Here is a 25,786-nt window from a genome sequence, read left to right as displayed (position 1 = left end):
CTACAGGGCCTGAAACGGGCCGGCGCAGGCCTTCATGCCCGTTTGAGGGGGTGGCACGCCTTGTGCTGAATGGAGATCGTGGGACGAACAATCGCTCCCCACTTTTCCGAAACCAAGCACTCAAGGGGAACATCATGAACATCCACAAGCACATGGAAGCCATCTTCGTCGTCGCTCTCGCCGCCGTCGGCTTCGGTACCTTTACGATCGACAGCATGGCGGACGCCGAGGCCGGCACGCGGGCGCCGATGGTGCGCGAGGCGGCGGCGCCGTCCGCCGAGGCGCTCGCCGTCATGTGCGCAGCGAGGCCCGGGCGCCGGGCCTGATGCCCGAGGTTCAGGTCTCGGCGCGGATCATGTTCCGCATCACGCCGAGGCCGGTGATCTCGGTCTCGATCACATCGCCATGCTTCAGGAACTCGGGCGGTTTGCGCGCAAAGCCGACGCCCGAGGGCGTGCCGGTGGCGATGATGTCGCCCGCCTCCAGCGTCAGGCCGCGCGACAGCTCGGCGATGATGCGCGGGATCTTGAAGTACATCTGCTTGTAGCTGGCGTTCTGCTTCTCGACGCCGTTCACCCGGCAGATCACGCGCAGGTCGTCGAGCCGGACGCCGGCCGCGGTGACGATCCAGGGTCCCATCGGCCCATGGCCGTCCAGGCTCTTGCCCTTGAACCACTGGCCGCCGTGCAGCTTCTGCTGCGCCTCGCGCACCGTGGTGTCGTTGTAGGGCGCATAGCCGAACACGTAATCCATGGCCCGCTCTTCGGGGATGTTGCGGCCGGTCTGGCCGATGATGACGGCCAGCTCCGCTTCCCAGTCGGTGGTATTCGAATACGCCGGGTCGTGCGGGATCGGATCGAAGGGGCCATTCATCGTGTGCGTGCCCTTGGTGAAGAACACCGGATGCTCGGGCAGTTTTTCGGTCGATTTGTCGAAGCGGGCCTGCTTGCCTTCCTCGAAGTGGTCGAGGTAATTCCAGCCGACGCAATAGATGTTGCGTTCGGGCCGCGGAATCGGCGACATGAAGCGCGCCTTCTCGACCGGCAGCAGCGAAGCCGGCCGGCCGAGCGCATTGTCGACCACCGCGCGCACCTGGTCGAGGCCGGCATTGCCGCTCTTGATCAGCGCCAGCATCGAGCCGGCGTCGAAAGCGAGCGCCCGCTTTTGCCGCCGGGCTTCGGCCTGCAGGTCGACCAGCCTGTCGTTGTCGAGGACCGCGACCACGGTCGGTGGTCCGTTCGGCGTCAGGGTGCAGGTGGCGAGGCGCATGCCGATCTTGCCGGCCAGCGGCGGGACGGCGACTGCGGGAGGGGTCTGTGCGAGGGCGGGATGCTGGGTGCCTGCCAGCAGGCCCCCCATGGCGGCGGATGCGCTGGCTGTCAGCAGCTTGCGACGGTTTGAATCCATGCAACGTCTCCTTGTGGTTGTCGTTATGGCAAAACTCATCTGAAAGCATTCTAGCGGGCATTTTTCCGCCACCGAGCGGCTGTTACAAAACTTTTGTCCTGAAACGCAAAACGGCGCCCTCGGGCGCCGCTTTTACCAGCAAGGTGGCAGGGACTCAGGCGTGCTCTTCCGGCGCCCGCGTCACGCGCACGAACACCGGCGCCAGCAGCAGGCCGAGTTCGAACAGCAGGCACATCGGCACGGCGAGGGCCAGCTGGCTGACCGCGTCCGGCGGCGTGACCACGGCGGCGATCACGAAGGCGCCGACGATCACGTAGGGACGTATCGACTTCAGCTTCTCGACGCTGATGATGCCCATCCGCACCAGGATCACGACCACCACCGGCACCTCGAAGGTGGCGCCGAAGGCCAGGCACATCGAGATCACGAAATCGAGGTAGTTCTCGATGTCGGGCATGACGGCGATCGAGCTCGGGGCGAAGTTGGCGATGAAGTGGAATACCCGTCCGAACACCAGGAAATAGCAGAAGGCGACGCCGGCGATGAACAGCAGCGAGGACGAGATCACCAGCGGCAGCACCAGCCGCTTTTCGTGGGCGTAGAGGCCGGGCGCGATGAAGGCCCAGGCCTGGTAGAACACCCAGGGCAGAGAAATGATCAGCGCCAGCACCAGGGTCACCTTCATCGGCACCAGGAAGGGTGCGCTGACGCCGGTGGCGATCATCTTGGCGCCAGGCGGCAGCGAGGCCAGCATCGGCGCGGCCAGGAAATCGTAGATGCGGTCCGGCCCCGGCCACAGCAGCAGGGCGATGCAGATGATGGCGACCCCGATGACGGCCCGGACCAGGCGGTCGCGCAGTTCGACCAGGTGCGAAATAAAGGTTTCGCCTGCAGCTTCGTCAGTCATCTAGAAAAAGGAAGTGTTGGACTTGGTTCCGGGGCGGAACTTGCGCACGCGCGCCGCACCCGACAGCACGTGCTGGCGGCCGCCGTGGCGGTTCTTGTACCAGGCGGGAACGCTGGAAGTCTTGACCAGCTTCTTGCGGCGGAATTCGCGCGCCTTGCGCTCGATGTCGTCCGGCGTGACATGGGAGCTCGAGGACGATGCGGTATCGCCGCGCCAGGCGGATTCGACCTCGCCGAGATGGGACGAGACCGTGTTCTCGACCTCGGCACCGAAACTCTCGACCTCGGTCTTGAAGCTGTGCGCGGTTTCCTGCACTTCCTTGTGCAGGTTGCGCAGCTCTTCCATTTCGATCTCGCGCGAGACTTCCGACTTCACCTCGTGCAGGTAGCGCTGGGCGCGGCCGTACAGCGTGCCGGCCATGCGCGCCACCTTGGGCAGGCGCTCGGGGCCGATCACGATCAGCGCGACCACGCCGATGACGGCGAGTTTGGAAAGCCCGAGATCGATCATGGAAAGGAATTACGAGCGGTTCTTTTCGCGCGTTTCGACGTCGATCGTGTTGGTCGACTTGTCGGCCACCTGCTGGGCCGGCGCCGGCGGCACATTTGCCTGGCGCTCGTCTTCGCTGCCCTTCACGCCGTCCTTGAAGCCCTTCACGGCCTTGCCGAGGTCGGAACCTGCGTTCTTCAGCTTGCCGGTACCAAACACCAGGACCACCACCACCAGCACGATCAGCCAGTGCCAAATACTAAACGAACCCATTGTTTTCTCCTTGCGGGCGCACGCCCGAATTCGCATGTAGCGTACGCGCAGTATAAGCGATGATTACCCGGCATGGTTTCTTTCCAGCCGGAAGTTTTAGTCAAGTTCGCCGCATCACGTCCCGAGCCCGCGCCACGGACGAGGACCGCCATACACGTGCAGGTGCAGGTGGTACACCTCCTGGCCACCGTCCGGACCGCTGTTGATCAGGGTCTTGAAGCCGCCGCTGCGCTGGCCGTCCAAGCCCTGCTTGACGGAAATGCCATGCTCGGCGGCCAGTTTCGGCGCCAGGGCCAGCATCTTGCCGAGGATCGCCGCATGCGCATCCGTGCAGTCGGACAGGGTGTCCACGTGCTGCTTCGGAATCACCAGCAGGTGGACCGGTGCCGCCGGATTGATGTCCTTGAACGCGAGCAGTTCGTCGTCCTCGTACACCACGCCAGCCGGGATCTGCTTTGCGGCGATCTTGCAGAAGATGCAGTTATCCATGTTCTCTCCAGTCAGCACGATATTCTATTCAGATAGGATGACAGCGCCGTGACGCGCTGTGCTGCTCATTCCTTGCGCGCGGCCTTTTCCTCGATGCCGGACAGGCCTTCGCGGCGCGCCAGCTCGTCCAGCACCTGCTGCGGGCTCAGGCCGAAGCGCGCCAGCAGCACAGCCGAATGGAACCACAGGTCGGCCACTTCGTACAGCAGCTTGGAGGCATCGGCGCCGGCGCGCACGTCCTTGGCCGCCATGACGGTCTCGGTCGCTTCTTCGCCGATCTTCTTGAGGATCGCATCGTCGCCCTTGGCGAACAGGCGGGCCACATAGGATTTGTCGGGATCGCCGCCGTTTTCCGGCTTGCGCGTCTCGATCGTTTCCGCAAGGCGGTCGAGGATCGTACTCATTTGCTCTTCTTCGGGTTGGTGTAGATGGTGTTCGGGTCTTTCAGCACCGGATCGGCGTCATGCCAGTCGCCGCCCTCGAACTTCTGGAAGAAGCAGGAATGGCGGCCGGTATGGCAGGCGATGCCGCCGGCCTGCTCGACCTTCAGCAGCACCACGTCCTCGTCGCAGTCGAGGCGGATCTCCAGCACTTTCTGCACGTGGCCGGACTCTTCGCCCTTGTGCCACAGCTTCTTGCGCGAGCGGCTCCAGTACACCGCTTCGCCCAGCTCCACGGTCTTGGCCAGGGCTTCGCGGTTCATCCAGGCGAACATCAGGATGTCGCCGGTGGCGGCTTCCTGGGCGATCACCGGCACCAGGCCGTGCTCGTCCCATTGCACCTTCTTCAGCCAGGGCTGGGCCGGAATCGAAGGGGTCGTCGTCGGGGTTACCATCTGTGCTTGTCCAGTTCAGTCGAGTCGCATCGGGATGCCGCGGTCGTGCATGAAGCGCTTGGCTTCGCCGACCGTGTGCTGCCCGTAGTGGAAAATGCTCGCAGCCAGCACCGCGTCGGCGTGGCCTTCCAGGATGCCGTCCGCCAGGTCCTGCAGGCCGCCCACGCCGCCGGAGGCGATCACGGAAATGCCGACCGCATCCGAGACGGCGCGCGTCAGGCCGAGGTCGAAGCCGGACTTGGTGCCGTCGCGGTCCATGCTGGTCAGCAGCAGTTCGCCGGCGCCCAGGCTTTCCATCTTGCGCGCCCACTCCACCGCGTCGAGGCCGGTCGGATTGCGGCCGCCGTGGGTGAAGACTTCCCACTTGCCGGGCGCGACCTGCTTGGCGTCGATCGCCACCACGATGCACTGCGAGCCGTGCTTCTGCGAGGCCTCGAACACCAGCTGCGGGTTGGTCACCGCGGAGGTGTTCATCGACACCTTGTCGGCGCCGGCGTTCAGCAGGCGGCGCACGTCCTCGACCTTGCGCACGCCGCCACCCACCGTCAGCGGGATGAAGACGGTCGAGGCCACGGCTTCGATGATCGGCAGGATCAGGTCGCGGCCGTCGCTCGAGGCGGTGATGTCGAGGAAGGTGATCTCGTCGGCGCCCTGGCCATCGTAGCGGCGTGCGATCTCGACCGGGTCGCCGGCATCGCGCAGCTCGGTGAAATTGACGCCCTTGACCACGCGGCCACCGGTGACGTCCAGGCAGGGGATGATGCGTTTTGCGAGCATAAGATTTCTAGTTAACTCGTCGTTCCCGCCTGCGCGGGAACGACGTTGTTTTAGGATGCGGCTGTTACGCCTGCGCCCCTTCCGTCAATTCGTCGGCACGCTCCTGCGCGCTGGCCAGGTCGAGCGTGCCTTCGTAAATCGAACGGCCGCAGATCACGCCTTCGATGCCTTCGGCCTGTACCGCGCACAGCGCTTCGACGTCGGCCAGGTTGTGCAGGCCGCCGGAGGCGATGATCGGGATCTTGACGGCCTGGGCCAGGCGCACGGTGGCTTCGATGTTCACGCCGCCCATCATGCCGTCGCGGCCGATGTCGGTGTAGACGATCGATTCGACACCGTAGCCTTCGAATTTCTTGGCCAGGTCGATGACTTCGTGGCCCGACATCTTGCTCCAGCCGTCGGTCGCGACCTTGCCGTCCTTGGCGTCCAGGCCGACGATGATCGAGCCCGGGAAGGCGCCGCAGGCGTCGTGCAGGAAGCCCGGGTTCTTCACCGCGGCGGTGCCGACGATGATGTAGGTGATGCCGTCGTCCAGGTAGCGCTCGATGGTGTCGAGGTCGCGGATGCCGCCGCCGAGCTGGACCGGGATCTCGTCCAGGTCATTCTCGGTAGCGTATTCCTGCACCACCTGCAGGATCGATTTGATGGCGTCCTCGTTCTTCGGCTTGCCGGCGAAGGCGCCGTTCAGGTCGACCAGGTGCAGACGGCGCGCCCCCTTCTTGAGCCAGTGCAACGCCATCTCGGCGGGATCTTCGGAGAACACGGTGGCGAGGTCCATATCGCCCTGTTTCAGGCGAACGCAGTGACCGTCTTTCAGGTCGATGGCGGGAATCAGCAGCATGGTCGTAATCGGTTGGTTGACGGGTGAAGAACGTGAACGTTCAAGGTTTCCAGTGGATGAAATTGCGATACAGGCGCAGGCCGGCGGCCGCGCTCTTCTCGGGGTGGAACTGGGTGGCGACGATGTTGTCGCGCGCGACCGCGCAGCAGTAGGGACCGCCGTAATCGGCTTCGCCGATGGTGTCGTCCGGATTGGCCGGCTGGGCGTAATAGCTGTGCACGAAGTAGAAATAGGCGCCGTCGTCGATACCTTCCCACAGCGGGTGCGCGCGCACCTGGCGCAGGCGGTTCCAGCCCATCTGCGGCACCTTGAAGCGCGAGCCGTCGGCCTGCAGCTTGCCGTCGAGCTGGAAACGCACGACCTTGCCAGGGAACAAGCCCAGGCCGGGCGTACCTTCGTTTTCTTCGCTCGAGTCGAACAGCATCTGCTCGCCCACGCACACGCCCATTACCGGCCGCGTCTTCATGGCGCGCAGCACCGCTTCCTCGGCGCCCGATTCGCGCAGGCTGCGCATGCAGTCGCGCATGGCGCCCTGCCCCGGCATCACGACGCGGTCGGCGGCGTCGATCACGGCGGCGTCGCTGGACACGATCACGTCCGCCTCGGGCGCGGCGGCGCGCAGCGCCTGCGCCACCGAACGCAGGTTGCCCAGGCCATCAATCACAACAATCTTGTTTGCCATGATCGATCGCTTACAGGCTGCCCTTGGTCGACGGAATCGTGCCCAGCGCGCGCTCGTCCAGCTCGGACGCCATGCGCAGCGCGCGGCCGAAGGCCTTGAACACGGTCTCGCACTGGTGGTGGGCGTTCACGCCGCGCAGGTTATCCACGTGCAGGGTCACGCCGGCGTGGTTCACGAAGCCGCGGAAGAACTCGATCGTCAGGTCGACGTCGAACTTGCCGATGGTGGCGCGGGTGAAGGGCACATGCCATTCCAGGCCCGGGCGGCCGGAAAAGTCGATCACCACGCGCGACAGCGCCTCGTCCAGCGGGACGTAGGCGTGGCCGTAGCGGCGGATGCCTTTCTTGTCGCCGATCGCCTTGGCAACCGCCATGCCCAGGGTGATCCCGGTGTCCTCGACGGTATGGTGGTCGTCGATGTGCAGGTCGCCGACGGCCTCGACCTCGAGGTCGATCAGGCCATGGCGGGCGATCTGGTCCAGCATATGGTCGAGGAAAGGCACGCCGGTGTTGAGTTTCTGGCGGCCGGTGCCGTCGAGATTGAGCGCGACGCGGATCTGCGTCTCGCTGGTGTTGCGGGTGATTTCTGCGGTGCGGGTCATTACAGGGAAGCCTTCAGGGCATTCAGGAATACGGAATTCTCTTCCGGGGTGCTGACCGTCACGCGGATGCAGTTGGCCAGCAATTCGTGCATTTTACTCAAATTCTTGATCAATACCCGTTCATCGAACAGTTTAGCGCAGGTACGGTCGGCGTCCGGTACACGCAAGGTAATGAAATTCGCGCTCGACGGGAATACCGTCACGCCCGGCAGCGCAGCCAGGGCCGCCGCCAGCTCGCCGCGCGCCTCGTTCAGGCGCGCGGCCTGCCCGTTCAGCACGTCGATATGGTCGAGCGCGAACTCGGCCGCGACCTGGGTCAGCACGTTGATGTTGTACGGCGGGCGTACCTTGTCGAACTGCGCCAGCAGCGCGGGCGCGGCAGCCAGGTAGCCGAGACGGATGCCGGCCAGGCCCAGCTTGGACAGCGTGCGCATCACCATCAGGTTCGGGTATTGCGGCAGGCGGCCCATGAAGCTGGTGCGGGCGAAGGGCTGGTAGGCTTCGTCGACCACGGCGATGCCGGTATCGCCCAGCGCCTCGATGATGGCGACCATGTCGTCTTCATCGTAGAGGTTGCCGGTCGGGTTGTTCGGGTAGGCCAGGAACACGACCGACGGCTTGTGCTCTTCGATGGCCGCCAGCATCGCCTCGCGGTCGAGCGAGAAGTCGGCTTTCAGGGGCACGCCGACGTAATCCATGCCGGCAAACTGGGCCGAGCGCTGGAACATCACGAAGGCCGGGACCGGGGCCATCAGCACCGCCCGCCGCGTTTCACCGTCCAGATTCTGGCGCGCGGTGGCCATGGCGATGATGCTGATGATCTCGTCGGAACCGTTGCCGAGGATGACGTCGTAGCCGGCCGGGACGCCCAGCTTGTCGCGGATCTTCTGCTTGAGGGTGCTGTACGAGGCCACCGGATAGCGGTTCAGCACGGCGTCGGCCAGGCGCGCGGCCAGTTCCCGGCGCAGGTTTTCCGGCAGCTCGTAGGGGTTTTCCATGGCGTCGAGCTTGATGTAGCCGCTGGCGTCCGGCACGTTGTAGCTATGGCCGGCACGGACGTCTTCGCGGATCGTGTTGGCGATGAGGGTGTCGATGTCGGTCATGGTGTGCTTCCTTCAATGATAATTTCGGAAATATCGTTAGCGGCTACAACGGCTTTGTCTTTCTTCCGGCCGCCTGCCGTCTTTTTCTTGGCCGGCACCTCCGGCATCGCCAGCCTCTGCTGGATGATCTCGCAATAAGCCTGGTTCAGCTCGAACCCGACGAAATGCCGTCCCAGCCGGCGCGCCGCCAGTGCCGTGGTCCCGCTGCCCATGAAGGGGTCGAGCACCACGCCGCCCGGCGGACAGGAAGCCTTGAGCATGCGTTCGATGATCTCGAGCGGCTTCTGGGTAGGATGGTCGACCCGCTCCGCATGTTCGCGGTGCAGGCGCGACACGCTCCACAGGTCCTTCGGGTTGTAGCCGACCTCGAGCCACTTGGCGCCCACGAAGATCGAGCGCGAGCGCGCCTTCTTGGTCTCGGCGTCGTAGGGGATGCGGACGGCGTCCAGGTCGAAATAATAGTCCTTGCGCTTCACGAAGAAGCCGATGGTGTCGTGCACCGAGCTGAAGCTGCGGGTGCTGCCGCCCATCGAGGGGACGCGGCGGTCCCAGATGATCTCGTTCATCATCGTCAGGCGCTTCTTCAGCATGACGAAGATTTCCGGCGCAAAGCGCCAGGTAAGGAAGATGTACAGGCTGCCGTTGGGTTTCAGCTTGGGCAGCGCGATGTCGATCCAGCGCTCGGTCCAGGCCAGGTAGTCGTCGACGCTCTGCTGGTCGGAGGCGTTGCCGTAGTCCTTGCCGAGGTTGTACGGCGGATCGGTCAGGATCAGGTCGATGGACCCGTCGGGGATGCGCGCCATGCCGGCCAGCGCATCCTCGCAGAAGACCCGGTCGACCCAATCCGTCATGTCGGCTCGCCGTCCCGCTTGATCCTTAGCTCTGCGCTGCGGGCATGCGCCTGCAGGCCTTCGCCGTAGGCCAGCTCGGCCGCGACCTTGCCCAGGGTCTGGGCGCCGGCTTCGGACACGAACAGCACCGACGAGCGCTTCTGGAAGTCGTACACGCCCAGCGGCGACGAGAAGCGCGCCGTGCGCGAGGTCGGCAGCACGTGGTTCGGGCCGCAGCAGTAGTCGCCCAGCGACTCCGACGAGAAGCGGCCCAGGAACATCGCGCCCGCATGGCGGATCCGGTCCGCCCATTGCTGCGGCTCGGCGGCCGAGATTTCCAGGTGCTCGGCGGCGATGTCGTTGGCGATCGCGCAGGCCTCGATCATGTCGCGTACCTTGATCAGGGCGCCGCGGTCCGTCAGCGACGTCGTGATCGTCTCCTTGCGCGGCATGGTCGGCAGCAGCTTGTGGATGCTGGCTTCGACCCGGGCGATGTAGTCGGCGTCCGGGCACAGCAGGATGGCCTGGGCCAGCTCGTCGTGCTCGGCCTGGGAAAACAGGTCCATGGCGACCCAGTCCGGATCGGTGGTGCCGTCGCACAGCACCAGGATTTCGGACGGGCCGGCGATCATGTCGATGCCGACCGTGCCGAACACGCGGCGCTTGGCGGCGGCCACGTAGGCATTGCCCGGACCGACGATCTTGTCGACCGCGGGAATCGTTTCGGTGCCGTAGGCCAGGGCGCCGACGGCTTGGGCGCCGCCGATGGTGATCACGCGGGTCACCCCGGCGATCGCGGCGGCGGCCAGCACCATGCGGTTCTTGATGCCGTCCGGCGTCGGCACCACCATCACGATCTCTTTCACGCCCGCGACCTGGGCCGGGATCGCATTCATCAGCACCGACGAGGGATACGCGGCCTTGCCGCCCGGGACGTAGATGCCGACGCGGTCCAGCGGCGTCACGCGCTGGCCCAGCACGGTGCCGTCAGGTTCGGTGTAGGTAAAACCGTTCAGTTCCTGCTTCTGGCGCTCGTGGAAGACGCGGATGCGGTCGGCGGCGGTCTGCAGCGCGGCGCGCTGGGCCTCCGGCAGCGAGGCCAGCGCTTCCTGCAGTTCCTGCTGCGTCAGGTCGAAGGCGGCCATGCCGGTAGCACCGCCGCCGGGGATGCGGTCGAATTTGTTGGTGTACTCCAGCACGGCCGCATCGCCGCGCGCCTTGACGTCGGCGAGGATCTTGGCGACGGCGGATTCGATCGCGTCGTCGGTCTCGGCTTCGAAGGCCAGCAGCTTGGTCAGCTGCTGCTTGAAATCGGGGGCGGTGGAATCGAGCTTGCGGACATCCATGTTATTGACCTTGCTGCTTGGAGGCGCGTTCGAAGGCCTCGATGATGGGTTGCAGGCGCTCGCGCTTGAGCTTGAGCGCGGCCTGGTTGACCACCAGGCGCGAAGAGATCTCCATGATCTTCTCGACTTCGACCAGGTTGTTGGCGCGCAGGGTGCCGCCGGTCGAGACCACGTCGACGATGGCATCCGACAGACCGACCAGCGGCGCCAGTTCCATCGAGCCGTACAGCTTGATCAGGTCGACGTGCACGCCCTTCTTGGCGAAGTGCTCGCGCGCGGTTTCCACGAACTTGGTGGCCACGCGCAGGCGCGCGCCCTGGCGCACCGCGGTCTCGTAGTCGAAGCCGGCGTTCACCGCCACCGACATGCGGCAGCAGGCGATGCGCAGGTCGACCGGCTGGTACAGGCCTTCGCCGCCATGCTCGAGCAGCACGTCCTTGCCGGCCACGCCGAAGTCGGCGGCGCCGTACTGGACATAGGTCGGCACGTCGGTGGCACGCACGATCAGCACGCGCACGCCAGGATCGTTGGTCGCCAGGATCAGCTTGCGCGAGGTTTCCGGATTTTCCAGCACCTCGATGCCGGCCGCGGCCAGCAGCGGCAGCGTGTCTTCGAAGATGCGGCCCTTGGAGAGGGCGAGGATCAGCTGGGAGCCGTCCTGGGGTGATTTGGTCATATTAAGTGTTAGCCGATGCCCGTCGTTCCCGCCTTCGCAGGAACGACGCTGGTAATGCTGGTACTACGCTTATAGTAACTTTATTTGATCCGAACGATATCCGCCCCAACCGCCGACAGCTTGGCTTCCATGCGGTCGTAACCCCGGTCCAGGTGATAGATCCGGTCGACGATGGTCGTGCCCTCGGCGGCCAGGCCGGCGATCACCAGCGAGGCCGAGGCGCGCAGGTCGGTGGCCATCACCGGCGCGCCGACCAGGCGGTCGACGCCGCGCATGAAGGCGGTGTTGCCCTCGATCGAGATCTGCGCGCCCAGGCGGTTCAGTTCCTGCACGTGCATGAAGCGGTTCTCGAAAATGGTCTCGGTCACGCGGCTCGGGCCGTCGGCGATGGTGTTCACCGCCATGAACTGGGCCTGCATGTCGGTCGGGAAGCCGGGGTATTCGGTGGTGCGGAAGGACACCGGCCGCGGACGGCCGTCCATGCGCGCGCGGATGGCCTGGCCTTCCACCGTCAGTTGCACGCCCATCTCGCGCAGCTTGTCGATGGCGACGTCGAAGATGTCGGTGCGGGTGTTGACGATGCGGATGTCGCCGCCGGTCGCCGCCACCGCGCAGAGGAAGGTCGCGGCTTCGATGCGGTCCGAAATCACGGCGTGCCTGGTGCCGTGCAGGCTCTCCACGCCCTGGATCACCAGGCGGTCGGTGCCGATGCCCTCGATCTTCGCGCCCATCGCCACCAGCATGTTGGCGAGGTCGGTCACTTCCGGCTCGCGCGCGGCGTTTTCCAGCACGGTCTCGCCTTCGGCCAGCACCGCGGCCATCAGCAGGTTCTCGGTGCCGGTCACGGTGATCATGTCGGTCAGGATGCGCGCGCCCTTCAGCTTCGCGCATTTGGCGTGGATGTAGCCGCCTTCGATCGTGATCTCGGCGCCCATCGCGCGCAGGCCCTTGATGTGCTGGTCGACCGGACGCGAGCCGATCGCGCAGCCGCCCGGCAGCGAGACCTTGGCTTCGCCGAAGCGCGCCAGCATCGGGCCCAGCACCAGGATCGAGGCGCGCATGGTCTTCACCAGCTCGTACGGCGCTTCGAGCTTGTCGATGTTGGCACCGTTCAGGGTGACGTTCTCGTCGTCCTGCGTGACCTTGAGGCCGGTCTGTTCGAGCAGCTTGAGCATGGTGCGCACGTCGTGCAGGCGCGGCACGTTCGACAGTTCGAGGTCGCCCGAGGTCAGCAGGCCGGCGCAGAGGATGGGCAGCGCGGCGTTCTTGGCGCCCGAGATGACGATGTCGCCGTTCAGGCGCTTGCCGCCGGTGATCTGGAGCTTGTCCATGTCTTGTCCTTTTATTGGCCAGCGAATTCTTCGGGGGTCAGGGTCTTCATCGACAGCGCGTGGATCTCTTCGCGCATGCGGTCGCCGAGGGCGGCATAGACGATCTGGTGGCGCTGGATGCGGCTCTTGCCGGCAAACGCCGGGGACACGATGACGGCGCTGAAGTGCTGGCCGTCGCCCTCGACTTCGAGGTGGGTGGTGTCCAGGCCGGCCTTGATGTAGCCGTGGATGAGTTCAGGTGTGGTAGCCATGATGCGCAGTGAATTTGGATAAATCTTAATGACGCAGCTTGTAGCCGCGGCGGAGCAGGTTGATGGCGACGCCGGCCAGCACGATGAAGAACACGGCGACGATGGCCAGGCTGGTCCAGGGCGAGACGTCCGACTTGCCGAAGAAACCGTAACGGAACCCGTCAATCATATAAAAGAACGGGTTGAAATGCGAGACCGCCAGCCAGAACGGGGGCAGTTTCTGGATCGAATAGAACACACCGGCCAAAAATGTTGCAGGCATGATCAAAAAGTTCTGGAACGCGGCCAGCTGGTCGAACTTCTCGGCCCAGATGCCGGCGATCACGCCCATGGTGCCGAGGATGGCTGCGCCCAGCAGGGCAAACACGACGATCCACAGCGGGAACACGAAGGACAGGTGGGCGAACCAGGCGGTGATGATGAACACGCCGGCGCCCACGCACAGGCCGCGCACGATCGATGCCGTCACGTAGGCGGACAGGATCTCCCAGTGCGACAGCGGCGGCAGCAGGATGAACACCAGGTTGCCGGTGATCTTGGACTGGATCAGCGAGGACGAGGAGTTGGCGAAGGCGTTCTGCAGCACGCTCATCATCACCAGGCCCGGGATCAGGAAGGCGGTGTAGTCGACACCCGCGAGCATCTGCACGCGGCCTTCCAGCACGTGGCCGAAGATCAGCAGGTAGAGCATCGAGGTGACGACCGGCGCGGCGATGGTCTGGGTGGCGACCTTCCAGAAGCGCAGGATCTCTTTGTAGAACAGGGTGCGGAAACCCACGGAAAAAACGCTCATCGGATCGGTGCCCCTTCCATGATCTGGATAAAGATGTCTTCCAGGTCGGCCTGCTGCAGCTGCATTTCGTCGATCACGGCGCCCGACTCGCGCAGGCGCGCCAGGATGCCTTCGACGTCGGCGTACTCGTTCACGCGCAGGGTGTACTTGTTGCCCTGTCCATTCTGCTTGGAGGCGTCGTCGTGCTCGTCGTGGGCGACCAGGTGACGCAGGCCTTCCGGCAGCGTTCCCTGCTTCAGGTGCACGATCAGCGAGGAGCCCGACACGCGGCGCAGCAGCTGCGACATGGTGTCCAGCGCCACCACGTTGCCGGTCTTGAGCATGGCCACGCGCTGGCACATGGCCTGCGCTTCCTCGAGGTAGTGGGTGGTCAGGACCACGGTGTGGCCCTCGCGGTTCAGGCGCGAAATGAACTTCCACAGGGTCTGGCGCAGTTCGACGTCGACGCCGGCGGTCGGTTCGTCCAGCACGATCACGGGCGGCTTGTGGACCAGGGCCTGGGCCACCAGCACGCGCCGCTTCATGCCGCCGGACAGGGCGCGCATGTTGACGTCGGCCTTGGCGGTCAGGTCGAGGTTTTCCATGACCTCGTCGATCCACTTGTCGTTGTTCTTCAGGCCGAAGTAGCCGGATTGCAGGCGCAGGGTCTCGCGCACCGTGAAGAAGGGATCGAACACCAGCTCCTGCGGCACCACGCCGAGCGCCATGCGCGCCGAGCGGAAGTCCTTGACGACGTCGTGGCCGTGGATGCGCACGCTCCCGACATCGGGCCGGATCAGGCCCGCGATGCAGGAGATGAGGGTGGTCTTGCCGGCGCCGTTCGGGCCGAGCAGGCCGAAGAATTCGCCTTGTTCGATGGTCAGGGAAACGCCCTTGAGGGCCTTGAAGCCCTTGTAGCTTTTCTCGACGCTGTCAATCTGGATGGCTGTCATGCGAAAGTGGCCGCGCCGGACGGCGGACCATGCAGGGGAAACGAGCCATTATAGAAGAAATCGTCATGACGGGTCGGCGTGAGCCCATCGGCAGGGTGGGCACGCCGTGCCCACGCGATGTGCAAACGCCTATACCCGCCCGATCAGGCCATCGACACCATACAGGCGCGCCAGCGCATCGACGTTGGCCGGCACATTGACGAAACTGAGCTTGCGCCCGTGGGCCTGGGCGCGACGCTGCCAGGCCAGCATCAGCGCCAGGGCCGAGGAATCGGCGGCACGCACGCCGCCGAGGTCGAACACGGTCTCGCCGGCGGACAGCGCCGCGCAGCCCTGCTCCAGCGCCGCCTGGGCGTTCTGGAAAGTCAGGGCATCCAGCGAGAGCATCGGATTGGACTCGGCCATGCTTACTTCTGCGGCGCCTTCAGCGGCTTGTTGGCCAGCTGCTGGTTACGGTCGTGCAGCTTCTTGATCAGGCCATCGATGCCGCCCTTGCCGATCTCGGAAGCGAAGGTCGACTTGTAGGTCTCGACCAGCCAGGCGCCCATCACGTTCAGGTCGAAGATCTTCCAGCCCTGCGGGGTCTTGCTCAGGCGGTAGTTCAGGGTGATCGGCTCGCCGCGGGTCATGTTGACCTGCGACTTCACCTCGACTTCGGAGTCGGCCGGGTCGGTGCGGAAGGGCTTGAACTCGATGGTTTCGTTCTTGATCTGCGAGAGGGCGCCGGAATAGGTGTAGATCAGCAGCTGGCGGAATTCCTCCGACAGTTGCTTCTGCTGCTCCGGGGTCGCCTGGCGCCAGAAGCGGCCGGCAGCCTGCGACGTCATCTTGTCGGAATCGACATACGGCAGGATCTTGGTGTTGACCAGGTCGATGATCTTGCGGCTGTTGCCAGCCTGGATATCCTTGTCGGCCTTGACCGCGTCGATCACGTCGGTGCTGACGCGCTTGACCAGCACGTCCGGCGCTTCGTTGGCGGCCGGGGCCGGGGCAGCGATCACGCTGGTGGAAAAGGCCGCCACGGCGGCGGTCACGATCAGTTGTGCGATAGGCTTCATACGCTTCCTTTGTCTTGGTTATCCCGTTAACTACTTCCGGACCGGTTCGGATGACACGGGCGCCGGCACCGGCGGATTATTCGGCGCCGAATCCTGTTTTGCCGGGGGCTGGTCCTGGCTGGCCGGCGCGGCGTCGCCGCCGGCGTCGTCCGGCTGCGGCGTCTTCTTCACGCCCAGCCTTTCCTGCACTTTTTCCTGTACCTTCTCGAGCTTTTCATGCACCTTGTCGGCGCGTTCCTGGGCCTTGTCGGTATCCAGCACCTTGCTGTTACGGCGCTGCAGGTAACCGTCGCGAATGAATTCGTAGCGGTCGAGGGCAGCGTCTTCCAGCAGGTTCGAGGCATCCAGCACGCTGGCGCGCTGGTCGACGGCGCGCAGCAAGATGCCGCTGTTACGCCACGGGATATCGTTCACGTGATCCCAGGGATCGCCCCAGAAGTCGCCCGGCAGGGCAATGGTGTCGCGCACCGTAGATGCGCCCAGAATCGGCAACATCAAGTAGGGGCCGCTTGGAACGCCCCAGTAACCCAGGGTCTGGCCCAGGTCTTCGTTGTGCTTGCGCAGGCCGGCCGGGGTCGCGATGTCCAGCACGCCGGCCAGGCCCAGGGTCGAGTTCACGGCAAAGCGGGTGAAGTCGTTCAAGCCGTCCTGGCCCTTGAGCTGGGCAAAATTGTTGACCGAGCTCCACAGGTCCGACAGGTTGCCGAAGAAGTTGCCGACGCCGGTCTGGACGAAATCCGGGGTGTAGTTCCGGTAAACGGTCGCGGTCGGCTTCAGGGCGGTACGGTCGACCGCGTCGTTGAAGCTGAACATTGCCCGGTTGAACTTTTCGAAGGGGTCCTTCGGATTGGTGGCGGTCGCGCAGCCGCTCAGCAGCACGGCGGCGCCTGCCGCCAGTGTCAATGCGTTACGAATGCTCATTTGCTATTACCGTCCTTTCCTTCGGCTGCTTTGCTATAAATAAACTGGTTGATCAGGTCTTCCAGCACCGCGGCGGACTGCGTGCGGGTGATGCGGTCGCCGTCCACCAGGTTGTTGGTGTCGCCGCCCGCTTCGATGCCGATGTACTGTTCGCCCAGCAGACCGGAGGTCAGGATCTTCAGCGAACTATCTTTCGGGAACTTATAGGCCGGGTTCAAATCGAGGCGAACCAGGGCCTGGAAGCTCTTGTCGTCGAAGCTGATATCGCCCACCCGGCCCACGACCACGCCTGCGCTCTTGACGGGCGATTGCGGCTTGAGGCCACCGATGTTGTCGAACTTGCCGACGATCGCATACGTCTTGCTGAACGATATGGTGCTCATGTTACCTGCCTTGAGGGCCAGGAAAAGGAGCGATACCGCACCCAACAGCACGAAAAGTCCGACCCAGACGTCAATAGATTTGCGATGCATAAGATTTCCTAATATATGTAGGCGTTAAATCAGCCAGTCTTCTAAATCATTTGTTGAACATCAGCGCGGTCATGACGAAGTCGAGGCCCAACACCATCAGCGACGCGATCACGACGGTGCGCGTGGTCGCGCGCGACACGCCTTCCGGCGTCGGCTGCGCTTCATACCCCTGGAACAGGGCGGTGAAGGTGACGGCGATGCCGAACACGAAGCTCTTCAGGACGCCGTTCATGATGTCGCGGCGGACGTCGATATTGCTCTGCATCTGGGACCAGAACGCGCCCTCGTCCACGCCGATCAGCTGCACGCCGACCAGGTAGCCGCCGATGATGCCGATGGCGGAAAAGATCGTGGCCAGCACCGGCATGGCGATCATGCCGCCCCAGAAACGCGGCGCCAGCACGCGCTGGAGCGGGTTCACGGCCATCATTTCCATGGCCGACAGCTGCTCGCCGGCCTTCATGAGGCCGATCTCGGCGGTCAGCGAGGTGCCGGCGCGGCCCGCGAACAGCAGCGCGGTGACCACCGGACCGAGCTCGCGCAGCAGCGACAGCGCCACCAGCTGGCCGAGTTTCTCGTCGGCGCCGAACTGGCTCAGCGTGTAATAGCCCTGCAGGCCCAGCACCATGCCGACGAACAGGCCGGACACGACGATGATCAGCATCGAATAGTTGCCGATGAAGTGGACCTGTTCCGAGATCAGCGCCGGGCGCTTCAGGGCGCCGGGCAGCCGGCCCAGCAGCTTGAAGAAGGAGCGGGTGACGAAGCCGATGCGGGCGATCGTGTCCAGCACGAAGGCGCCGATGAAGCCGAGGAAGCGCGCGATCATCGCTTGCCCTCCAGGCCCAGGTCTTCGGCCAGCGACTTGCCCGGATAGTGGAAAGGTACCGGGCCGTCCGGCTCGGCGTTGACGAACTGTTTTACGTACGGGTCGTTCGATGCACGCATGTCTTCCGGCGTGCCCTGGGCGACGATTTTTCCGCCGGACAGGAAATACACGTAGTCGGCGATGCTGAAGGTTTCGTTGACGTCGTGCGAGACCAGGATCGAGGTCGAGCCGAGGGTGTCGTTCAGGTTGCGGATCAGGTTGGCGGTCACCCCCATCGAGATCGGGTCGAGGCCGGCGAAGGGCTCGTCGTACATGATCAGTTCCGGGTCCAGCGCGATCGCGCGCGCCAGCGCCACGCGGCGCGCCATGCCGCCCGAGATCTCGTTCGGCTTGAGCTGGGCCGCATTGCGCAGTCCCACGGCGTTCAGGCGCATCAGCACCAGGTCGCGCAGCACTTCTTCCGGCAGCTCCGTGTGTTCGCGCAGCGGGAAGGCGACGTTCTCGAACACGGTCAGGTCGGTGAACAGGGCGCCGAACTGGAACAGCATGCCCATCTTGCTGCGCAGGCGGTAAAGGTTTTTCGTGTCGAGCTGGTGAACGACTTCGCCGCCCACCGTGACCGTGCCGCGCTGGGGACGGATCTGGCCGCCGATCAGGCGCAGCACCGTCGTCTTGCCGGAGCCGGAACCGCCCATCACGGCGATCAGCTTGCCGCGCGGGAAATCCATGCTCAGATTCGACAGGATGGGGCGATCTCCATACGAAAAATGCAGATCGCGGATTTCGACAAGGTTGGACACAGTGAAATTTGGTATTTGGTGAATCTCGTATTGTAGTGCAGAAACGTTAATCCCTGCTGGAGACAGCCCAATTCCAGCGTGCTTATCGACGTGATATTACAACACTACTGAACAGTGAGTCAGATATTTTCTTAACGTAAGTATTTGTTTTAAATGAGATATGCATGCTTGAAATTGTTGCACTTTGCTAAAGATTATTAACAAATTCCCCTTGGAAACAAACACTTGGCATGCAAAGCATGCGTAACGATTCCCCCTTCGCGAGGGGGCATGGACTCCCCGGATTTTCGGGCGCATCATGGGCTTGAACTTACCCGGGAGGCCAACGTGAACGCCAAGGCCCTGATCCACATCCAGCACGACGCCATCGACATGGAAGGCATGCTGGAACTGCCCCACGAAGCGCTGGGCGTCGTCCTGTTCGCCCACGGCAGCGGCAGCAGCCGCCTCAGCCCGCGCAACAACTACGTGGCCCGCATCCTGCGCGAGGCCGGCATCGGCACCCTGCTGCTGGACCTGCTCAGCGAGGACGAGGAAGCCGATGCCTATCACCGTTTCGACATCGCCCTGCTCACCCTGCGCCTGCGCAGCGCGGCGCGCTGGCTGGCGCGCGAGCCGGCGACCGCGAAGCTGCCGCTGGGACTGTTCGGCGCCAGCACCGGCGCCGCCGCCGCGCTGCGGCTGGCCGGCGAGCCCCACCTCGGCGACCCCTACCTGGGACAGCCGCATCCCGGCCCGCCGTATTTATCGATTGCCGCCGTGGTCTCGCGCGGCGGCCGGCCCGACCTGGCCGGCATCGCGGCCCTGCACGGCGTGACGGCGCCGACCCTGCTCATCGTGGGCGGCAACGACGACGGCGTGATCGACCTGAACCGGCAAGCCTTCGCCCAGCTGCGCTGTCCGCGCGAGCTGGCCATCGTGGCCGGCGCCACCCACCTGTTCGAGGAGCCGGGCGCCCTGGAGGAAGTGGCGCGGCTGGCCGCCAACTGGTTCGGCGGGCATTTTGCCCGCGATGTGAAGTAGGCCCGCCCGCGCCGCTCAATCCTGCTTGATGTGGGTGGCCAGGTAGTCGATCAGCAGGCGCACCGCCGGCAGCAGGCCGCGGCGCGACGGGAACACCGCGTGCACGATGCCGCCCTTGGGCGCCCATCCGGGCATGACGTCCAGCAGCGCCCCGCTGCGCAGGTCTTCCTCGACCACCATGCAGGGCAGCTGCACGATGCCGACCCCGCCCAGGGCGGCCTGGCGCAGGGCCGTCATGTCATCCGTGATGTAGCGCGGCCGGTGGCGGACCTGGGCCTCCTCGCCTCCGGGACCGACCAGCTGCCAGACGTGGTCGCGCGGCGGCCCCCAGTCCAGGCTCGTCAATCCTTCCAGCGCCGCCATCGACGGCGGCGCCGCGGCGGGCATGCCGTGCCGCGCCAGGAAGGCGGGCGAGGCCACCAGACGCTGGACGCTCTGGGCCAGGGAGCGCATCGCCAGGCCGCTGTCTTCGAGCGGCGGGAAGCGCACCCGCAGGGCCAGGTCCAGTCCTTCGCCGAGGACGTCGACGCGGCGGTTGGTCGATTCGAGCCGGACCTCGACTTTCGGATAGGCGGCCATGAAGCCGGCCAGCAGGTCGCCGATGCGGTATTCGAGCAGGGCGGTGGGACAGCTCATGCGCACGATGCCCTGGGGCTCCGCGCGCTTGCGCTCGATGACTTCGCGCGCCGCTTCCACTTCCACCAGCACCGACAGGCAGTGCTGGTAGAACTCGTGGCCGGTTTCCGTGACCGAGAAATGGCGCGTCGAGCGTTGCAGCAGGCGCACCTCGTAGCGCTCCTCGAGGGCGGCGATCCGCCTGCTGAGCTTGGACTTCGGCATGTTCAGCGCGCGCCCGGCCTGGGTGAAGCCGCCGTGCTCCACCACTTTCACGAAATAGAAAAGATCGTTCAGGTCATCCACAGTGTTCCCGAAATAGGACAGTGATTTCCAGATCATACGTCTACCGGTGTACCAGGCCCACATCCATACTGTGTGTGTCGATTCACATATTTACGCAGCCTCAGGGGGAGTCATGAAAAAGATCATCGGCATCGAAAGCGCACCGCGCCAGCACTGGGTCGGCGACGGTTTTCCCGTACGTTCCCTGTTCTCCTACCACGAGCATGGCGAGCGCCTCGACCCCTTCCTGCTGCTGGACCGGGCCGGCCCGATGGATTTCACGCCCACCGGCGGCGCGCGCGGCGTCGGCCAGCACCCGCACCGCGGTTTCGAGACGGTCACCATCGTCTACCGGGGCGAAGTCGCGCACCGCGACTCGACCGGCCGGAGCGGCGTGATCGGGCCCGGCGACGTCCAGTGGATGACGGCCGCGTCCGGGATCCTGCACGAGGAATTCCACTCGGACGCCTTTTCCCGCGACGGCGGCACGCTCGACATGGTGCAGCTGTGGGTGAACCTGCCCGCGAAGGACAAGATGTCGCCGCCGCGCTACCAGGCCATCACGAACGACAGCATCCCGGCCGTGCCCCTGCCCGGCGGCGCGGGTACGGCGCGCATCATCGCCGGCAACTACGACGGCCACGCCGGCCCGGCGCGCACCTTCTCGCCGATGAATGTCTGGGATATCCGCCTGAACACCGGCGCCAGCGTCACCCTGCCCGCCCGGGAGGGCTGGAACACCGCCGTGATCGTGCTGCGCGGCACGGTGACCGTCAACGACGAGGCCACCGTCGGCGAGGCGCAGATGGCCGTGCTGGACCGCGCCGGAAGCGGGCTGGAACTGACGGGCGACAGCGACGCCATGCTGCTCCTGCTGAGCGGCGAACCGATCGGCGAGCCGGTGGTGGGCTACGGCCCCTTCGTCATGAACAGCCAGGAGCAGATTTTGCAGGCGATCGCCGATTTCAACAGCGGACGCTTCGGCGCCATGGCTTGACCCCGGACGCATGCACGCATGCGCCCTTTTTTACCACCCGAAGGAGACCAAGATGACCAGCGAAGCAATCCGCGACCCGCGCCAGGACCACCTGCTGACGCCCCAGAACGCCGCATTCATCATCATCGACTACCAGCCGGTGCAGGTGAATTCGATCGCCTCGATGGACCGGCAGCTGCTCGTGAATAACATCGTCGGCACGGCGAAAGCCGCGATCGCCTACGGCCTGCCCATCGTCCACTCGACCGTGAACGTCAAGACCGGTCTGAACAAGCCGCCGATCGGCCAGCTGCGCAAGGTGCTGGGCGATTTTCCGACCTACGACCGCACCAGCATCAATTCCTGGGAAGACGTCGAGTTCAAGAAGGCGGTCGAAGCCACCGGCCGCAAGAAACTCATCATGACGGCGCTGTGGACCGAAGCCTGCCTGACCTTCCCGGCCCTCGACGCGCTGCAGGAAGGCTACGAAGTCTACGTGGTCGCGGATGCCGTCGGCGGCACCTCCGTCACCGCCCACGACATGGCCCTGCGCCGGATCGAACAGGCCGGCGGCAAGATGATCAGCGTGGCCCAGCTGTTCTGCGAACTCCAGCGCGACTGGCAGCGCAAGGACACCGTCCCCGCCTTCATCGACCTGTTCATCGAGACCGGCGGCACGGCCGGCATCCAGTTCGGCTACGACCGCGCGGAGTAAGCGGCATGGATGCGCACCCCGCGCCGCTGCGCCTGTTGTTCGGTGGCGACCTGATGCTCGGGCGCCTGGCCGGCGAGGCCATGCTGCGCGAGGGTGCGCATCATCCGCTCGGCGCGCTCGCGCCGCTGCTGCGCGAGGCCGACCTCGCCGTCGCCAACCTCGAGTGCGCGATCTGCGAACCGGGAGAGCGCTGGCACGGCGCACCGAAAGCCTTCTATTTTCGCGCGCCGCCGCTCGCCGGCGAGGCGCTGCGCGATGCGGGCGTCGGGCTGGTGAGCCTGGCGAACAACCACATCCTCGACTACGACGTGCAGGGTTTGCTGGAGACGGTCCGCATCCTCGACGCCAACGGCATCCTCCACACGGGCGCCGGCGCCGACCTAGCGGCGGCATCGGCGCCGGTGATCGTCGAGCGCAAGGGCGTACGCATCGGCATGGCGGCCTTCTGCGACCACCAGGACGATTTCGCCGCCACACGAGACCATCCCGGCATGGCCTGGATCGGCCTGCACGACGAGGCCGCCGCCATCGACGCCTTCGCCCGCGCGCTGGCGCCGCTGCGTGCGGAAGGGGTGCGCTGGCCGATCCTGTCGCTGCACTGGGGGCCGAACATGGCGAGCGCGCCCGACCAGCGCCAGCGCCGCCTGGCGCGGGCCGCGATCGAGGTCGGCTGGAAGATCGTGTTCGGCCACAGCGCCCACGTATTCCAGGGCATCGAGCTGTACGAAGGCTGCCCGATCCTGTATGCGGCCGGCGACCTGGTCGACGATTACGCCGTCGACCCGGGCTTTCGCAACGACCACCAGCTGCTGTTCGCGCTCGAGTTCGGCGAAGACGCGCTGGAGCGGATCGTCATGTACCCGCTGTTCATCCGGCATTGCCGGGCGTTCCCGGCGAACAGCGCGCAGCGGACCTGGATCGCCGAGCGCATGGGTGAGCTGTGCGCGGCCCTCGGCACCACGGTCCAGGTCGAGGACGATCGCCTGGCGGTCTACCTGAGCACCACCCGCGCGACGACCGGGAAGTGGTCGGAGGGATAGCGCCTGTCGAAGGAGTCGCCCAGCACCGCGTACTTGAGGACGTCGAAGTGGCGGTCGACGAAGATGTAGTCGATCCGATCGGTGGCGAGCCTGTCGATGTGAAAATCGTTGAAGGTGCCGGCCGGGCCGTAGGGCGGCGTCCTGCTGGCCTGGTAGGCGTCGCGCAGCGCGGCCGACATGGTGCGGATCTGCGCCGTGTCCGGCGTCGAATTGAAATCGCCGACGCAGATGGCCGGCTCGCCGCGGGCGATCGCGGCGATCTTCTTCAGCATCAGATCGGCCGAGGCGCGGCGCGCCTGTTCGCCCTCATGGTCGAAATGCACCGAGAAGACATACAGCACGCGCGAGCTGGCGCGGTCGCGCAGGCGCGCCCATGAGGCGAGGCGATGACAGCACTTGGCGTCCCAGCCGAAAGAGGGCCGGTCGGGCGTTTCGCTGAGCCAGAAATCCCCCTTGTCCAGCAAGGCAAAGCGGCTCTTGCGGAAGAAGATCGCCGAATGTTCGCCGGCGTCCTTGCCGTCGTCGCGGCCGACGCCGACATGCTCGAATTCGTCCATCTGCGCGAGGTCGGCGATCTGGCCGGACAAGCCTTCCTGGGTGCCGAGGATGTCGAACTCGTGGTAGCGGATCAGCGCCTTGACCATCTCCTTGCGCGCCGGCCAGGCGTTGGGACCGTCGCCGGGATTGTCGTAGCGGAGGTTGTAGGTGGCGACATTGTAGGTGGCGCCATTCGGCGTCACCGCGGCCTGGGATGCCGCCCACGCGGCGGGCCCGCAGAGCATGGCGAGCAGCAGGAGGATTGTTCTCATGCGCAGAGTTAAGCACATCCTGCCGCCGATGGCGCGGGAATGGCCGGACGGACGCGCAGTTTATCGCCCTCCACTAAACGCCACTGAACGACGAAGCGGCCCCGCAGGGCCGCTGTTCACGTGCGCCCGATACCGCCGCTCAGCGCGGCAGGTCGGAAGAACCCATCAGGAACTCGTCGACGGCGCGCGCGCACTGGCGTCCCTCGCGGATCGCCCACACCACCAGCGACTGGCCGCGGCGCATGTCGCCGGCCGCGAACACCTTCGGCACCGTGGTCTGGTACGAGGTCTCGCCATCGACCGTCGCACGGGCATTGCCGCGCGCATCCTTCTGCACGCTGAAGGCATCCAGCACCTGCTGCACCGGCGCGACGAAGCCCATGGCCAGCAGCACCAGGTCGGCCTTCAGTTCGAACTCGGTGTTCGGCACTTCGATCATCTTGCCGTCCTTCCACTCGACGCGGCAGGCGATGACCTTCTCGACCTTGCCGCCCTTGCCTTCGAAGCGCTTGGTGGCCACCGCGAAGTCGCGCTCGCAGCCCTCTTCGTGCGAGGACGAGGTGCGCAGCTTGGTCGGCCAGTAGGGCCAGACCAGCGGCTTGTTTTCAATCTCGGGCGGCATCGGCATCAGTTCGAACTGGGTGACGGACGCGGCGCCGTGGCGGTTCGAGGTGCCGACGCAGTCGGAACCGGTGTCGCCGCCGCCAATCACGACCACGTGCTTGCCGGTGGCCTTGATCTGGTCCTTCACCTTGTCGCCGGCGTTCACGCGGTTCTGCTGCGGCAGGAAGTCCATCGCGAAGTGCACGCCCTTCAGCTCGCGGCCCGGCACCGGCAGGTCGCGCGGCTGCTCGGCGCCGCCGGCCATGATGACGGCGTCGAAGTCCTTGACCAGGTCTTCCGGGAAGATGGTCTCGCGCGCCATATTGCTGACCGTGGTCGGGAAGTCCTTGCCGATCAGGGTGCTGGTGCGGAAGCTCACGCCTTCCGCCTGCATCTGCTCCACGCGGCGGTCGATCAGGCCCTTCTCCATCTTGAAGTCGGGGATGCCGTAGCGCAGCAGGCCGCCGATGCGGTCGCTCTTCTCGAACACGGTCACGTCGTGGCCGGCGCGCGCCAGCTGCTGGGCCGCGGCCAGGCCGGCGGGACCCGAACCGACGATCGCCACCTTCTTGCCGGTCTTGACGGCGGCCGGCTGCGGCACGATCCAGCCGTTTTCCCAGCCGGCGTCGGCGATCTTGCGCTCGATCGACTTGATGCCCACCGGCTCGTTGTTGATGCCCAGCGTGCAGGCGGCCTCGCAGGGTGCGGGGCAGATCCGGCCCGTGAATTCCGGGAAGTTGTTGGTCGAATGGAGGTTCTCGACGGCGTTGCGGTAGTTGCCGTGATAGACCAGGTCGTTCCAGTCGGGGATCAGGTTGTTGACCGGGCAGCCCGTGTTACAGAAGGGGATGCCGCAATCCATGCAGCGCGCGCCCTGCACCTTGGCCTGCTCGTTGGTGAGCGTCAGCGTGAATTCCTTGTAGTTCTTCAGGCGCGCGGCGGGTTCCAGGTGGTCTTCTTCCTGGCGCTGAAATTCCATGAAGCCGGTGATTTTACCCACAATATTTTCCTTATCAATTCCGTCGATTCAGCCGTCGCCCCCGCGCAGGCGGGGGTCCAAGTTTGCACGCGTATCG

33 protein-coding genes are annotated in these 25,786 nt (G+C 65.2%); 5 read left to right on the top strand and 28 right to left on the bottom strand.

What is annotated here, in order from left to right:
• Nucleotides 1-134: 134 nt before the first annotated feature.
• A complete protein-coding gene (locus AC1DOQ_RS11905) occupies nt 135-326 on the top strand; it encodes a hypothetical protein (RefSeq protein ID WP_477363776.1) in 192 nt (63 codons plus the stop codon).
• Between the two features lie 10 nt (nt 327-336).
• Here AC1DOQ_RS11905 and AC1DOQ_RS11900 read toward each other — a convergent pair whose 3' ends face one another.
• From AC1DOQ_RS11900 to AC1DOQ_RS11780, 25 genes are all read right to left on the bottom strand, one after another.
• A complete protein-coding gene (locus tag AC1DOQ_RS11900; RefSeq protein WP_477363773.1) occupies nt 337-1,407 on the bottom strand; it encodes a fumarylacetoacetate hydrolase family protein in 1,071 nt (356 codons plus the stop codon).
• Between the two features lie 154 nt (nt 1,408-1,561).
• Entirely contained in the window at nt 1,562-2,314 is a 753-nt protein-coding gene (tatC, locus tag AC1DOQ_RS11895) for a twin-arginine translocase subunit TatC (RefSeq protein WP_477363770.1), read from the bottom strand.
• Complete coding sequence (gene tatB / locus AC1DOQ_RS11890; RefSeq protein WP_441935268.1) at nt 2,315-2,824, bottom strand: Sec-independent protein translocase protein TatB; 510 nt, start codon at nt 2,822-2,824, stop codon at nt 2,315-2,317.
• A 9-nt stretch (nt 2,825-2,833) separates the two neighbouring features.
• Nucleotides 2,834-3,076, bottom strand: coding sequence for a Sec-independent protein translocase subunit TatA (gene tatA / locus AC1DOQ_RS11885; RefSeq protein WP_477363768.1), 243 nt, complete (start codon nt 3,074-3,076; stop codon nt 2,834-2,836).
• Nucleotides 3,077-3,190: 114 nt separating this feature from the next.
• Nucleotides 3,191-3,565, bottom strand: a complete 375-nt coding sequence (locus AC1DOQ_RS11880) for a histidine triad nucleotide-binding protein (protein WP_477363765.1) — start codon at nt 3,563-3,565, stop codon at nt 3,191-3,193.
• 65 nt (nt 3,566-3,630) lie between these two features.
• Nucleotides 3,631-3,969 (bottom strand): phosphoribosyl-ATP diphosphatase, encoded by a 339-nt coding sequence (locus AC1DOQ_RS11875; RefSeq protein ID WP_477363762.1) that lies wholly within the window; start codon nt 3,967-3,969, stop codon nt 3,631-3,633.
• The gene (gene hisI, locus AC1DOQ_RS11870; protein ID WP_477363759.1) at nt 3,966-4,400 is read right to left on the bottom strand and encodes a phosphoribosyl-AMP cyclohydrolase; all 435 of its coding nucleotides are present in this window, start codon (nt 4,398-4,400) and stop codon (nt 3,966-3,968) included. The genes AC1DOQ_RS11875 and hisI overlap by 4 nt, the downstream gene beginning before the upstream one ends.
• 15 nt (nt 4,401-4,415) lie before the next feature.
• On the bottom strand, nt 4,416-5,177 hold the full coding sequence (hisF, locus tag AC1DOQ_RS11865; protein WP_441935263.1) for an imidazole glycerol phosphate synthase subunit HisF: 762 nt from the start codon (nt 5,175-5,177) through the stop codon (nt 4,416-4,418).
• Nucleotides 5,178-5,241: 64 nt separating this feature from the next.
• Entirely contained in the window at nt 5,242-6,018 is a 777-nt protein-coding gene (gene hisA / locus AC1DOQ_RS11860) for a 1-(5-phosphoribosyl)-5-[(5-phosphoribosylamino)methylideneamino]imidazole-4-carboxamide isomerase (RefSeq protein ID WP_477363756.1), read from the bottom strand.
• A gap of 40 nt (nt 6,019-6,058) precedes the next feature.
• Nucleotides 6,059-6,700, bottom strand: coding sequence for an imidazole glycerol phosphate synthase subunit HisH (gene hisH, locus AC1DOQ_RS11855; protein ID WP_477363753.1), 642 nt, complete (start codon nt 6,698-6,700; stop codon nt 6,059-6,061).
• A 10-nt stretch (nt 6,701-6,710) separates the two neighbouring features.
• Nucleotides 6,711-7,301, bottom strand: coding sequence for an imidazoleglycerol-phosphate dehydratase HisB (gene hisB, locus AC1DOQ_RS11850; protein WP_258846939.1), 591 nt, complete (start codon nt 7,299-7,301; stop codon nt 6,711-6,713).
• Complete coding sequence (hisC, locus tag AC1DOQ_RS11845) at nt 7,301-8,404, bottom strand: histidinol-phosphate transaminase (RefSeq protein ID WP_477363750.1); 1,104 nt, start codon at nt 8,402-8,404, stop codon at nt 7,301-7,303. The genes hisB and hisC overlap by 1 nt, the downstream gene beginning before the upstream one ends.
• On the bottom strand, nt 8,401-9,255 hold the full coding sequence (locus tag AC1DOQ_RS11840) for a DNA-methyltransferase (RefSeq protein ID WP_477363747.1): 855 nt from the start codon (nt 9,253-9,255) through the stop codon (nt 8,401-8,403). Before AC1DOQ_RS11840 ends, hisC begins: the two co-directional genes overlap by 4 nt.
• A complete protein-coding gene (gene hisD, locus AC1DOQ_RS11835; protein ID WP_477363744.1) occupies nt 9,252-10,580 on the bottom strand; it encodes a histidinol dehydrogenase in 1,329 nt (442 codons plus the stop codon). Before hisD ends, AC1DOQ_RS11840 begins: the two co-directional genes overlap by 4 nt.
• 1 nt (nt 10,581) lies before the next feature.
• Nucleotides 10,582-11,256, bottom strand: a complete 675-nt coding sequence (hisG, locus tag AC1DOQ_RS11830) for an ATP phosphoribosyltransferase (protein WP_477363741.1) — start codon at nt 11,254-11,256, stop codon at nt 10,582-10,584.
• Nucleotides 11,257-11,336: 80 nt separating this feature from the next.
• Nucleotides 11,337-12,587, bottom strand: a complete 1,251-nt coding sequence (murA, locus tag AC1DOQ_RS11825) for a UDP-N-acetylglucosamine 1-carboxyvinyltransferase (RefSeq protein ID WP_477363738.1) — start codon at nt 12,585-12,587, stop codon at nt 11,337-11,339.
• A gap of 11 nt (nt 12,588-12,598) precedes the next feature.
• Nucleotides 12,599-12,838 (bottom strand): BolA family protein, encoded by a 240-nt coding sequence (locus tag AC1DOQ_RS11820; protein WP_477363736.1) that lies wholly within the window; start codon nt 12,836-12,838, stop codon nt 12,599-12,601.
• A gap of 25 nt (nt 12,839-12,863) precedes the next feature.
• On the bottom strand, nt 12,864-13,631 hold the full coding sequence (locus AC1DOQ_RS11815) for an ABC transporter permease (protein WP_477363733.1): 768 nt from the start codon (nt 13,629-13,631) through the stop codon (nt 12,864-12,866).
• The gene (locus AC1DOQ_RS11810; RefSeq protein WP_477363730.1) at nt 13,628-14,563 is read right to left on the bottom strand and encodes an ABC transporter ATP-binding protein; all 936 of its coding nucleotides are present in this window, start codon (nt 14,561-14,563) and stop codon (nt 13,628-13,630) included. The genes AC1DOQ_RS11815 and AC1DOQ_RS11810 overlap by 4 nt, the downstream gene beginning before the upstream one ends.
• Before the next feature lie 129 nt (nt 14,564-14,692).
• A complete protein-coding gene (locus tag AC1DOQ_RS11805; protein WP_477363727.1) occupies nt 14,693-14,968 on the bottom strand; it encodes an STAS domain-containing protein in 276 nt (91 codons plus the stop codon).
• A 2-nt stretch (nt 14,969-14,970) separates the two neighbouring features.
• Entirely contained in the window at nt 14,971-15,621 is a 651-nt protein-coding gene (locus tag AC1DOQ_RS11800; protein ID WP_477363724.1) for an MlaC/ttg2D family ABC transporter substrate-binding protein, read from the bottom strand.
• Between the two features lie 30 nt (nt 15,622-15,651).
• Nucleotides 15,652-16,542 (bottom strand): MlaA family lipoprotein, encoded by an 891-nt coding sequence (locus AC1DOQ_RS11795; RefSeq protein ID WP_477363721.1) that lies wholly within the window; start codon nt 16,540-16,542, stop codon nt 15,652-15,654.
• The gene (gene mlaD, locus AC1DOQ_RS11790) at nt 16,539-17,015 is read right to left on the bottom strand and encodes an outer membrane lipid asymmetry maintenance protein MlaD (protein WP_441935249.1); all 477 of its coding nucleotides are present in this window, start codon (nt 17,013-17,015) and stop codon (nt 16,539-16,541) included. The genes AC1DOQ_RS11795 and mlaD overlap by 4 nt, the downstream gene beginning before the upstream one ends.
• 46 nt (nt 17,016-17,061) lie before the next feature.
• Complete coding sequence (gene mlaE / locus AC1DOQ_RS11785) at nt 17,062-17,844, bottom strand: lipid asymmetry maintenance ABC transporter permease subunit MlaE (protein WP_477363718.1); 783 nt, start codon at nt 17,842-17,844, stop codon at nt 17,062-17,064.
• The gene (locus tag AC1DOQ_RS11780; protein ID WP_477363715.1) at nt 17,841-18,644 is read right to left on the bottom strand and encodes an ABC transporter ATP-binding protein; all 804 of its coding nucleotides are present in this window, start codon (nt 18,642-18,644) and stop codon (nt 17,841-17,843) included. The genes mlaE and AC1DOQ_RS11780 overlap by 4 nt, the downstream gene beginning before the upstream one ends.
• Nucleotides 18,645-19,016: 372 nt before the next feature.
• Between AC1DOQ_RS11780 and AC1DOQ_RS11775 the strand changes: the two genes are divergently transcribed.
• Nucleotides 19,017-19,667 (top strand): dienelactone hydrolase family protein, encoded by a 651-nt coding sequence (locus tag AC1DOQ_RS11775; protein ID WP_477364073.1) that lies wholly within the window; start codon nt 19,017-19,019, stop codon nt 19,665-19,667.
• Nucleotides 19,668-19,682: 15 nt separating this feature from the next.
• Here AC1DOQ_RS11775 and AC1DOQ_RS11770 read toward each other — a convergent pair whose 3' ends face one another.
• Nucleotides 19,683-20,588, bottom strand: a complete 906-nt coding sequence (locus AC1DOQ_RS11770; RefSeq protein WP_477363712.1) for a LysR substrate-binding domain-containing protein — start codon at nt 20,586-20,588, stop codon at nt 19,683-19,685.
• A gap of 112 nt (nt 20,589-20,700) precedes the next feature.
• On the opposite strand from AC1DOQ_RS11770, the gene AC1DOQ_RS11765 reads away from it, so the two are divergent.
• Genes AC1DOQ_RS11765 through AC1DOQ_RS11755 form a run of 3 tightly spaced genes read left to right on the top strand, consistent with a single transcriptional unit; the run spans nt 20,701 to nt 23,298 of the window.
• Nucleotides 20,701-21,564, top strand: a complete 864-nt coding sequence (locus AC1DOQ_RS11765; protein WP_477363709.1) for a pirin family protein — start codon at nt 20,701-20,703, stop codon at nt 21,562-21,564.
• A gap of 52 nt (nt 21,565-21,616) precedes the next feature.
• Nucleotides 21,617-22,258, top strand: a complete 642-nt coding sequence (locus AC1DOQ_RS11760) for a hydrolase (RefSeq protein WP_477363706.1) — start codon at nt 21,617-21,619, stop codon at nt 22,256-22,258.
• A gap of 5 nt (nt 22,259-22,263) precedes the next feature.
• Nucleotides 22,264-23,298, top strand: a complete 1,035-nt coding sequence (locus AC1DOQ_RS11755; RefSeq protein WP_477363703.1) for a CapA family protein — start codon at nt 22,264-22,266, stop codon at nt 23,296-23,298.
• Here AC1DOQ_RS11755 and AC1DOQ_RS11750 read toward each other — a convergent pair.
• Together AC1DOQ_RS11750 and AC1DOQ_RS11745 are read right to left on the bottom strand one after the other, a co-directional pair.
• A complete protein-coding gene (locus AC1DOQ_RS11750) occupies nt 23,250-24,107 on the bottom strand; it encodes an endonuclease/exonuclease/phosphatase family protein (RefSeq protein ID WP_477363700.1) in 858 nt (285 codons plus the stop codon). The genes AC1DOQ_RS11755 and AC1DOQ_RS11750 overlap by 49 nt on opposite strands.
• A 139-nt stretch (nt 24,108-24,246) precedes the next feature.
• Nucleotides 24,247-25,710 (bottom strand): glutamate synthase subunit beta, encoded by a 1,464-nt coding sequence (locus AC1DOQ_RS11745; protein ID WP_477363697.1) that lies wholly within the window; start codon nt 25,708-25,710, stop codon nt 24,247-24,249.
• Nucleotides 25,711-25,786: the final 76 nt, after the last annotated feature.

Source organism: Massilia sp. 01N417 (assembly GCF_056399645.1).
This window is presented reverse-complemented; position numbering and strand designations above follow the sequence as displayed.

Excerpts from the sequence above, each read along its gene's own strand:
- tatB (WP_441935268.1), bottom strand. The coding sequence starts at position 2,824 with ATGATCGATCTCGGGCTTTCCAAACTCGCCGTCATCGGCGTGGTCGCG.
- AC1DOQ_RS11765 (WP_477363709.1), top strand. The coding sequence starts at position 20,701 with ATGAAAAAGATCATCGGCATCGAAAGCGCACCGCGCCAGCACTGGGTC.
- tatA (WP_477363768.1), bottom strand. The coding sequence starts at position 3,076 with ATGGGTTCGTTTAGTATTTGGCACTGGCTGATCGTGCTGGTGGTGGTG.
- AC1DOQ_RS11840 (WP_477363747.1), bottom strand. The coding sequence starts at position 9,255 with ATGACGGATTGGGTCGACCGGGTCTTCTGCGAGGATGCGCTGGCCGGC.
- hisD (WP_477363744.1), bottom strand. The coding sequence starts at position 10,580 with ATGGATGTCCGCAAGCTCGATTCCACCGCCCCCGATTTCAAGCAGCAG.
- AC1DOQ_RS11810 (WP_477363730.1), bottom strand. The coding sequence starts at position 14,563 with ATGACAGCCATCCAGATTGACAGCGTCGAGAAAAGCTACAAGGGCTTC.
- murA (WP_477363738.1), bottom strand. The coding sequence starts at position 12,587 with ATGGACAAGCTCCAGATCACCGGCGGCAAGCGCCTGAACGGCGACATC.
- AC1DOQ_RS11775 (WP_477364073.1), top strand. The coding sequence starts at position 19,017 with ATGGAAGGCATGCTGGAACTGCCCCACGAAGCGCTGGGCGTCGTCCTG.
- AC1DOQ_RS11875 (WP_477363762.1), bottom strand. The coding sequence starts at position 3,969 with ATGAGTACGATCCTCGACCGCCTTGCGGAAACGATCGAGACGCGCAAG.
- AC1DOQ_RS11795 (WP_477363721.1), bottom strand. The coding sequence starts at position 16,542 with ATGAGCATTCGTAACGCATTGACACTGGCGGCAGGCGCCGCCGTGCTG.
- tatC (WP_477363770.1), bottom strand. The coding sequence starts at position 2,314 with ATGACTGACGAAGCTGCAGGCGAAACCTTTATTTCGCACCTGGTCGAA.
- hisA (WP_477363756.1), bottom strand. The coding sequence starts at position 6,018 with ATGCTGCTGATTCCCGCCATCGACCTGAAAGACGGTCACTGCGTTCGC.
- hisF (WP_441935263.1), bottom strand. The coding sequence starts at position 5,177 with ATGCTCGCAAAACGCATCATCCCCTGCCTGGACGTCACCGGTGGCCGC.
- hisH (WP_477363753.1), bottom strand. The coding sequence starts at position 6,700 with ATGGCAAACAAGATTGTTGTGATTGATGGCCTGGGCAACCTGCGTTCG.
- hisC (WP_477363750.1), bottom strand. The coding sequence starts at position 8,404 with ATGACCGACATCGACACCCTCATCGCCAACACGATCCGCGAAGACGTC.
- mlaD (WP_441935249.1), bottom strand. The coding sequence starts at position 17,015 with ATGCATCGCAAATCTATTGACGTCTGGGTCGGACTTTTCGTGCTGTTG.
- AC1DOQ_RS11880 (WP_477363765.1), bottom strand. The coding sequence starts at position 3,565 with ATGGATAACTGCATCTTCTGCAAGATCGCCGCAAAGCAGATCCCGGCT.
- AC1DOQ_RS11815 (WP_477363733.1), bottom strand. The coding sequence starts at position 13,631 with ATGAGCGTTTTTTCCGTGGGTTTCCGCACCCTGTTCTACAAAGAGATC.
- AC1DOQ_RS11820 (WP_477363736.1), bottom strand. The coding sequence starts at position 12,838 with ATGGCTACCACACCTGAACTCATCCACGGCTACATCAAGGCCGGCCTG.
- hisB (WP_258846939.1), bottom strand. The coding sequence starts at position 7,301 with ATGACCCGCACCGCAGAAATCACCCGCAACACCAGCGAGACGCAGATC.
- AC1DOQ_RS11805 (WP_477363727.1), bottom strand. The coding sequence starts at position 14,968 with ATGGCCGAGTCCAATCCGATGCTCTCGCTGGATGCCCTGACTTTCCAG.
- AC1DOQ_RS11750 (WP_477363700.1), bottom strand. The coding sequence starts at position 24,107 with ATGAGAACAATCCTCCTGCTGCTCGCCATGCTCTGCGGGCCCGCCGCG.
- AC1DOQ_RS11760 (WP_477363706.1), top strand. The coding sequence starts at position 21,617 with ATGACCAGCGAAGCAATCCGCGACCCGCGCCAGGACCACCTGCTGACG.
- mlaE (WP_477363718.1), bottom strand. The coding sequence starts at position 17,844 with ATGATCGCGCGCTTCCTCGGCTTCATCGGCGCCTTCGTGCTGGACACG.
- AC1DOQ_RS11905 (WP_477363776.1), top strand. The coding sequence starts at position 135 with ATGAACATCCACAAGCACATGGAAGCCATCTTCGTCGTCGCTCTCGCC.
- hisI (WP_477363759.1), bottom strand. The coding sequence starts at position 4,400 with ATGGTAACCCCGACGACGACCCCTTCGATTCCGGCCCAGCCCTGGCTG.
- hisG (WP_477363741.1), bottom strand. The coding sequence starts at position 11,256 with ATGACCAAATCACCCCAGGACGGCTCCCAGCTGATCCTCGCCCTCTCC.
- AC1DOQ_RS11755 (WP_477363703.1), top strand. The coding sequence starts at position 22,264 with ATGGATGCGCACCCCGCGCCGCTGCGCCTGTTGTTCGGTGGCGACCTG.
- AC1DOQ_RS11900 (WP_477363773.1), bottom strand. The coding sequence starts at position 1,407 with ATGGATTCAAACCGTCGCAAGCTGCTGACAGCCAGCGCATCCGCCGCC.
- AC1DOQ_RS11800 (WP_477363724.1), bottom strand. The coding sequence starts at position 15,621 with ATGAAGCCTATCGCACAACTGATCGTGACCGCCGCCGTGGCGGCCTTT.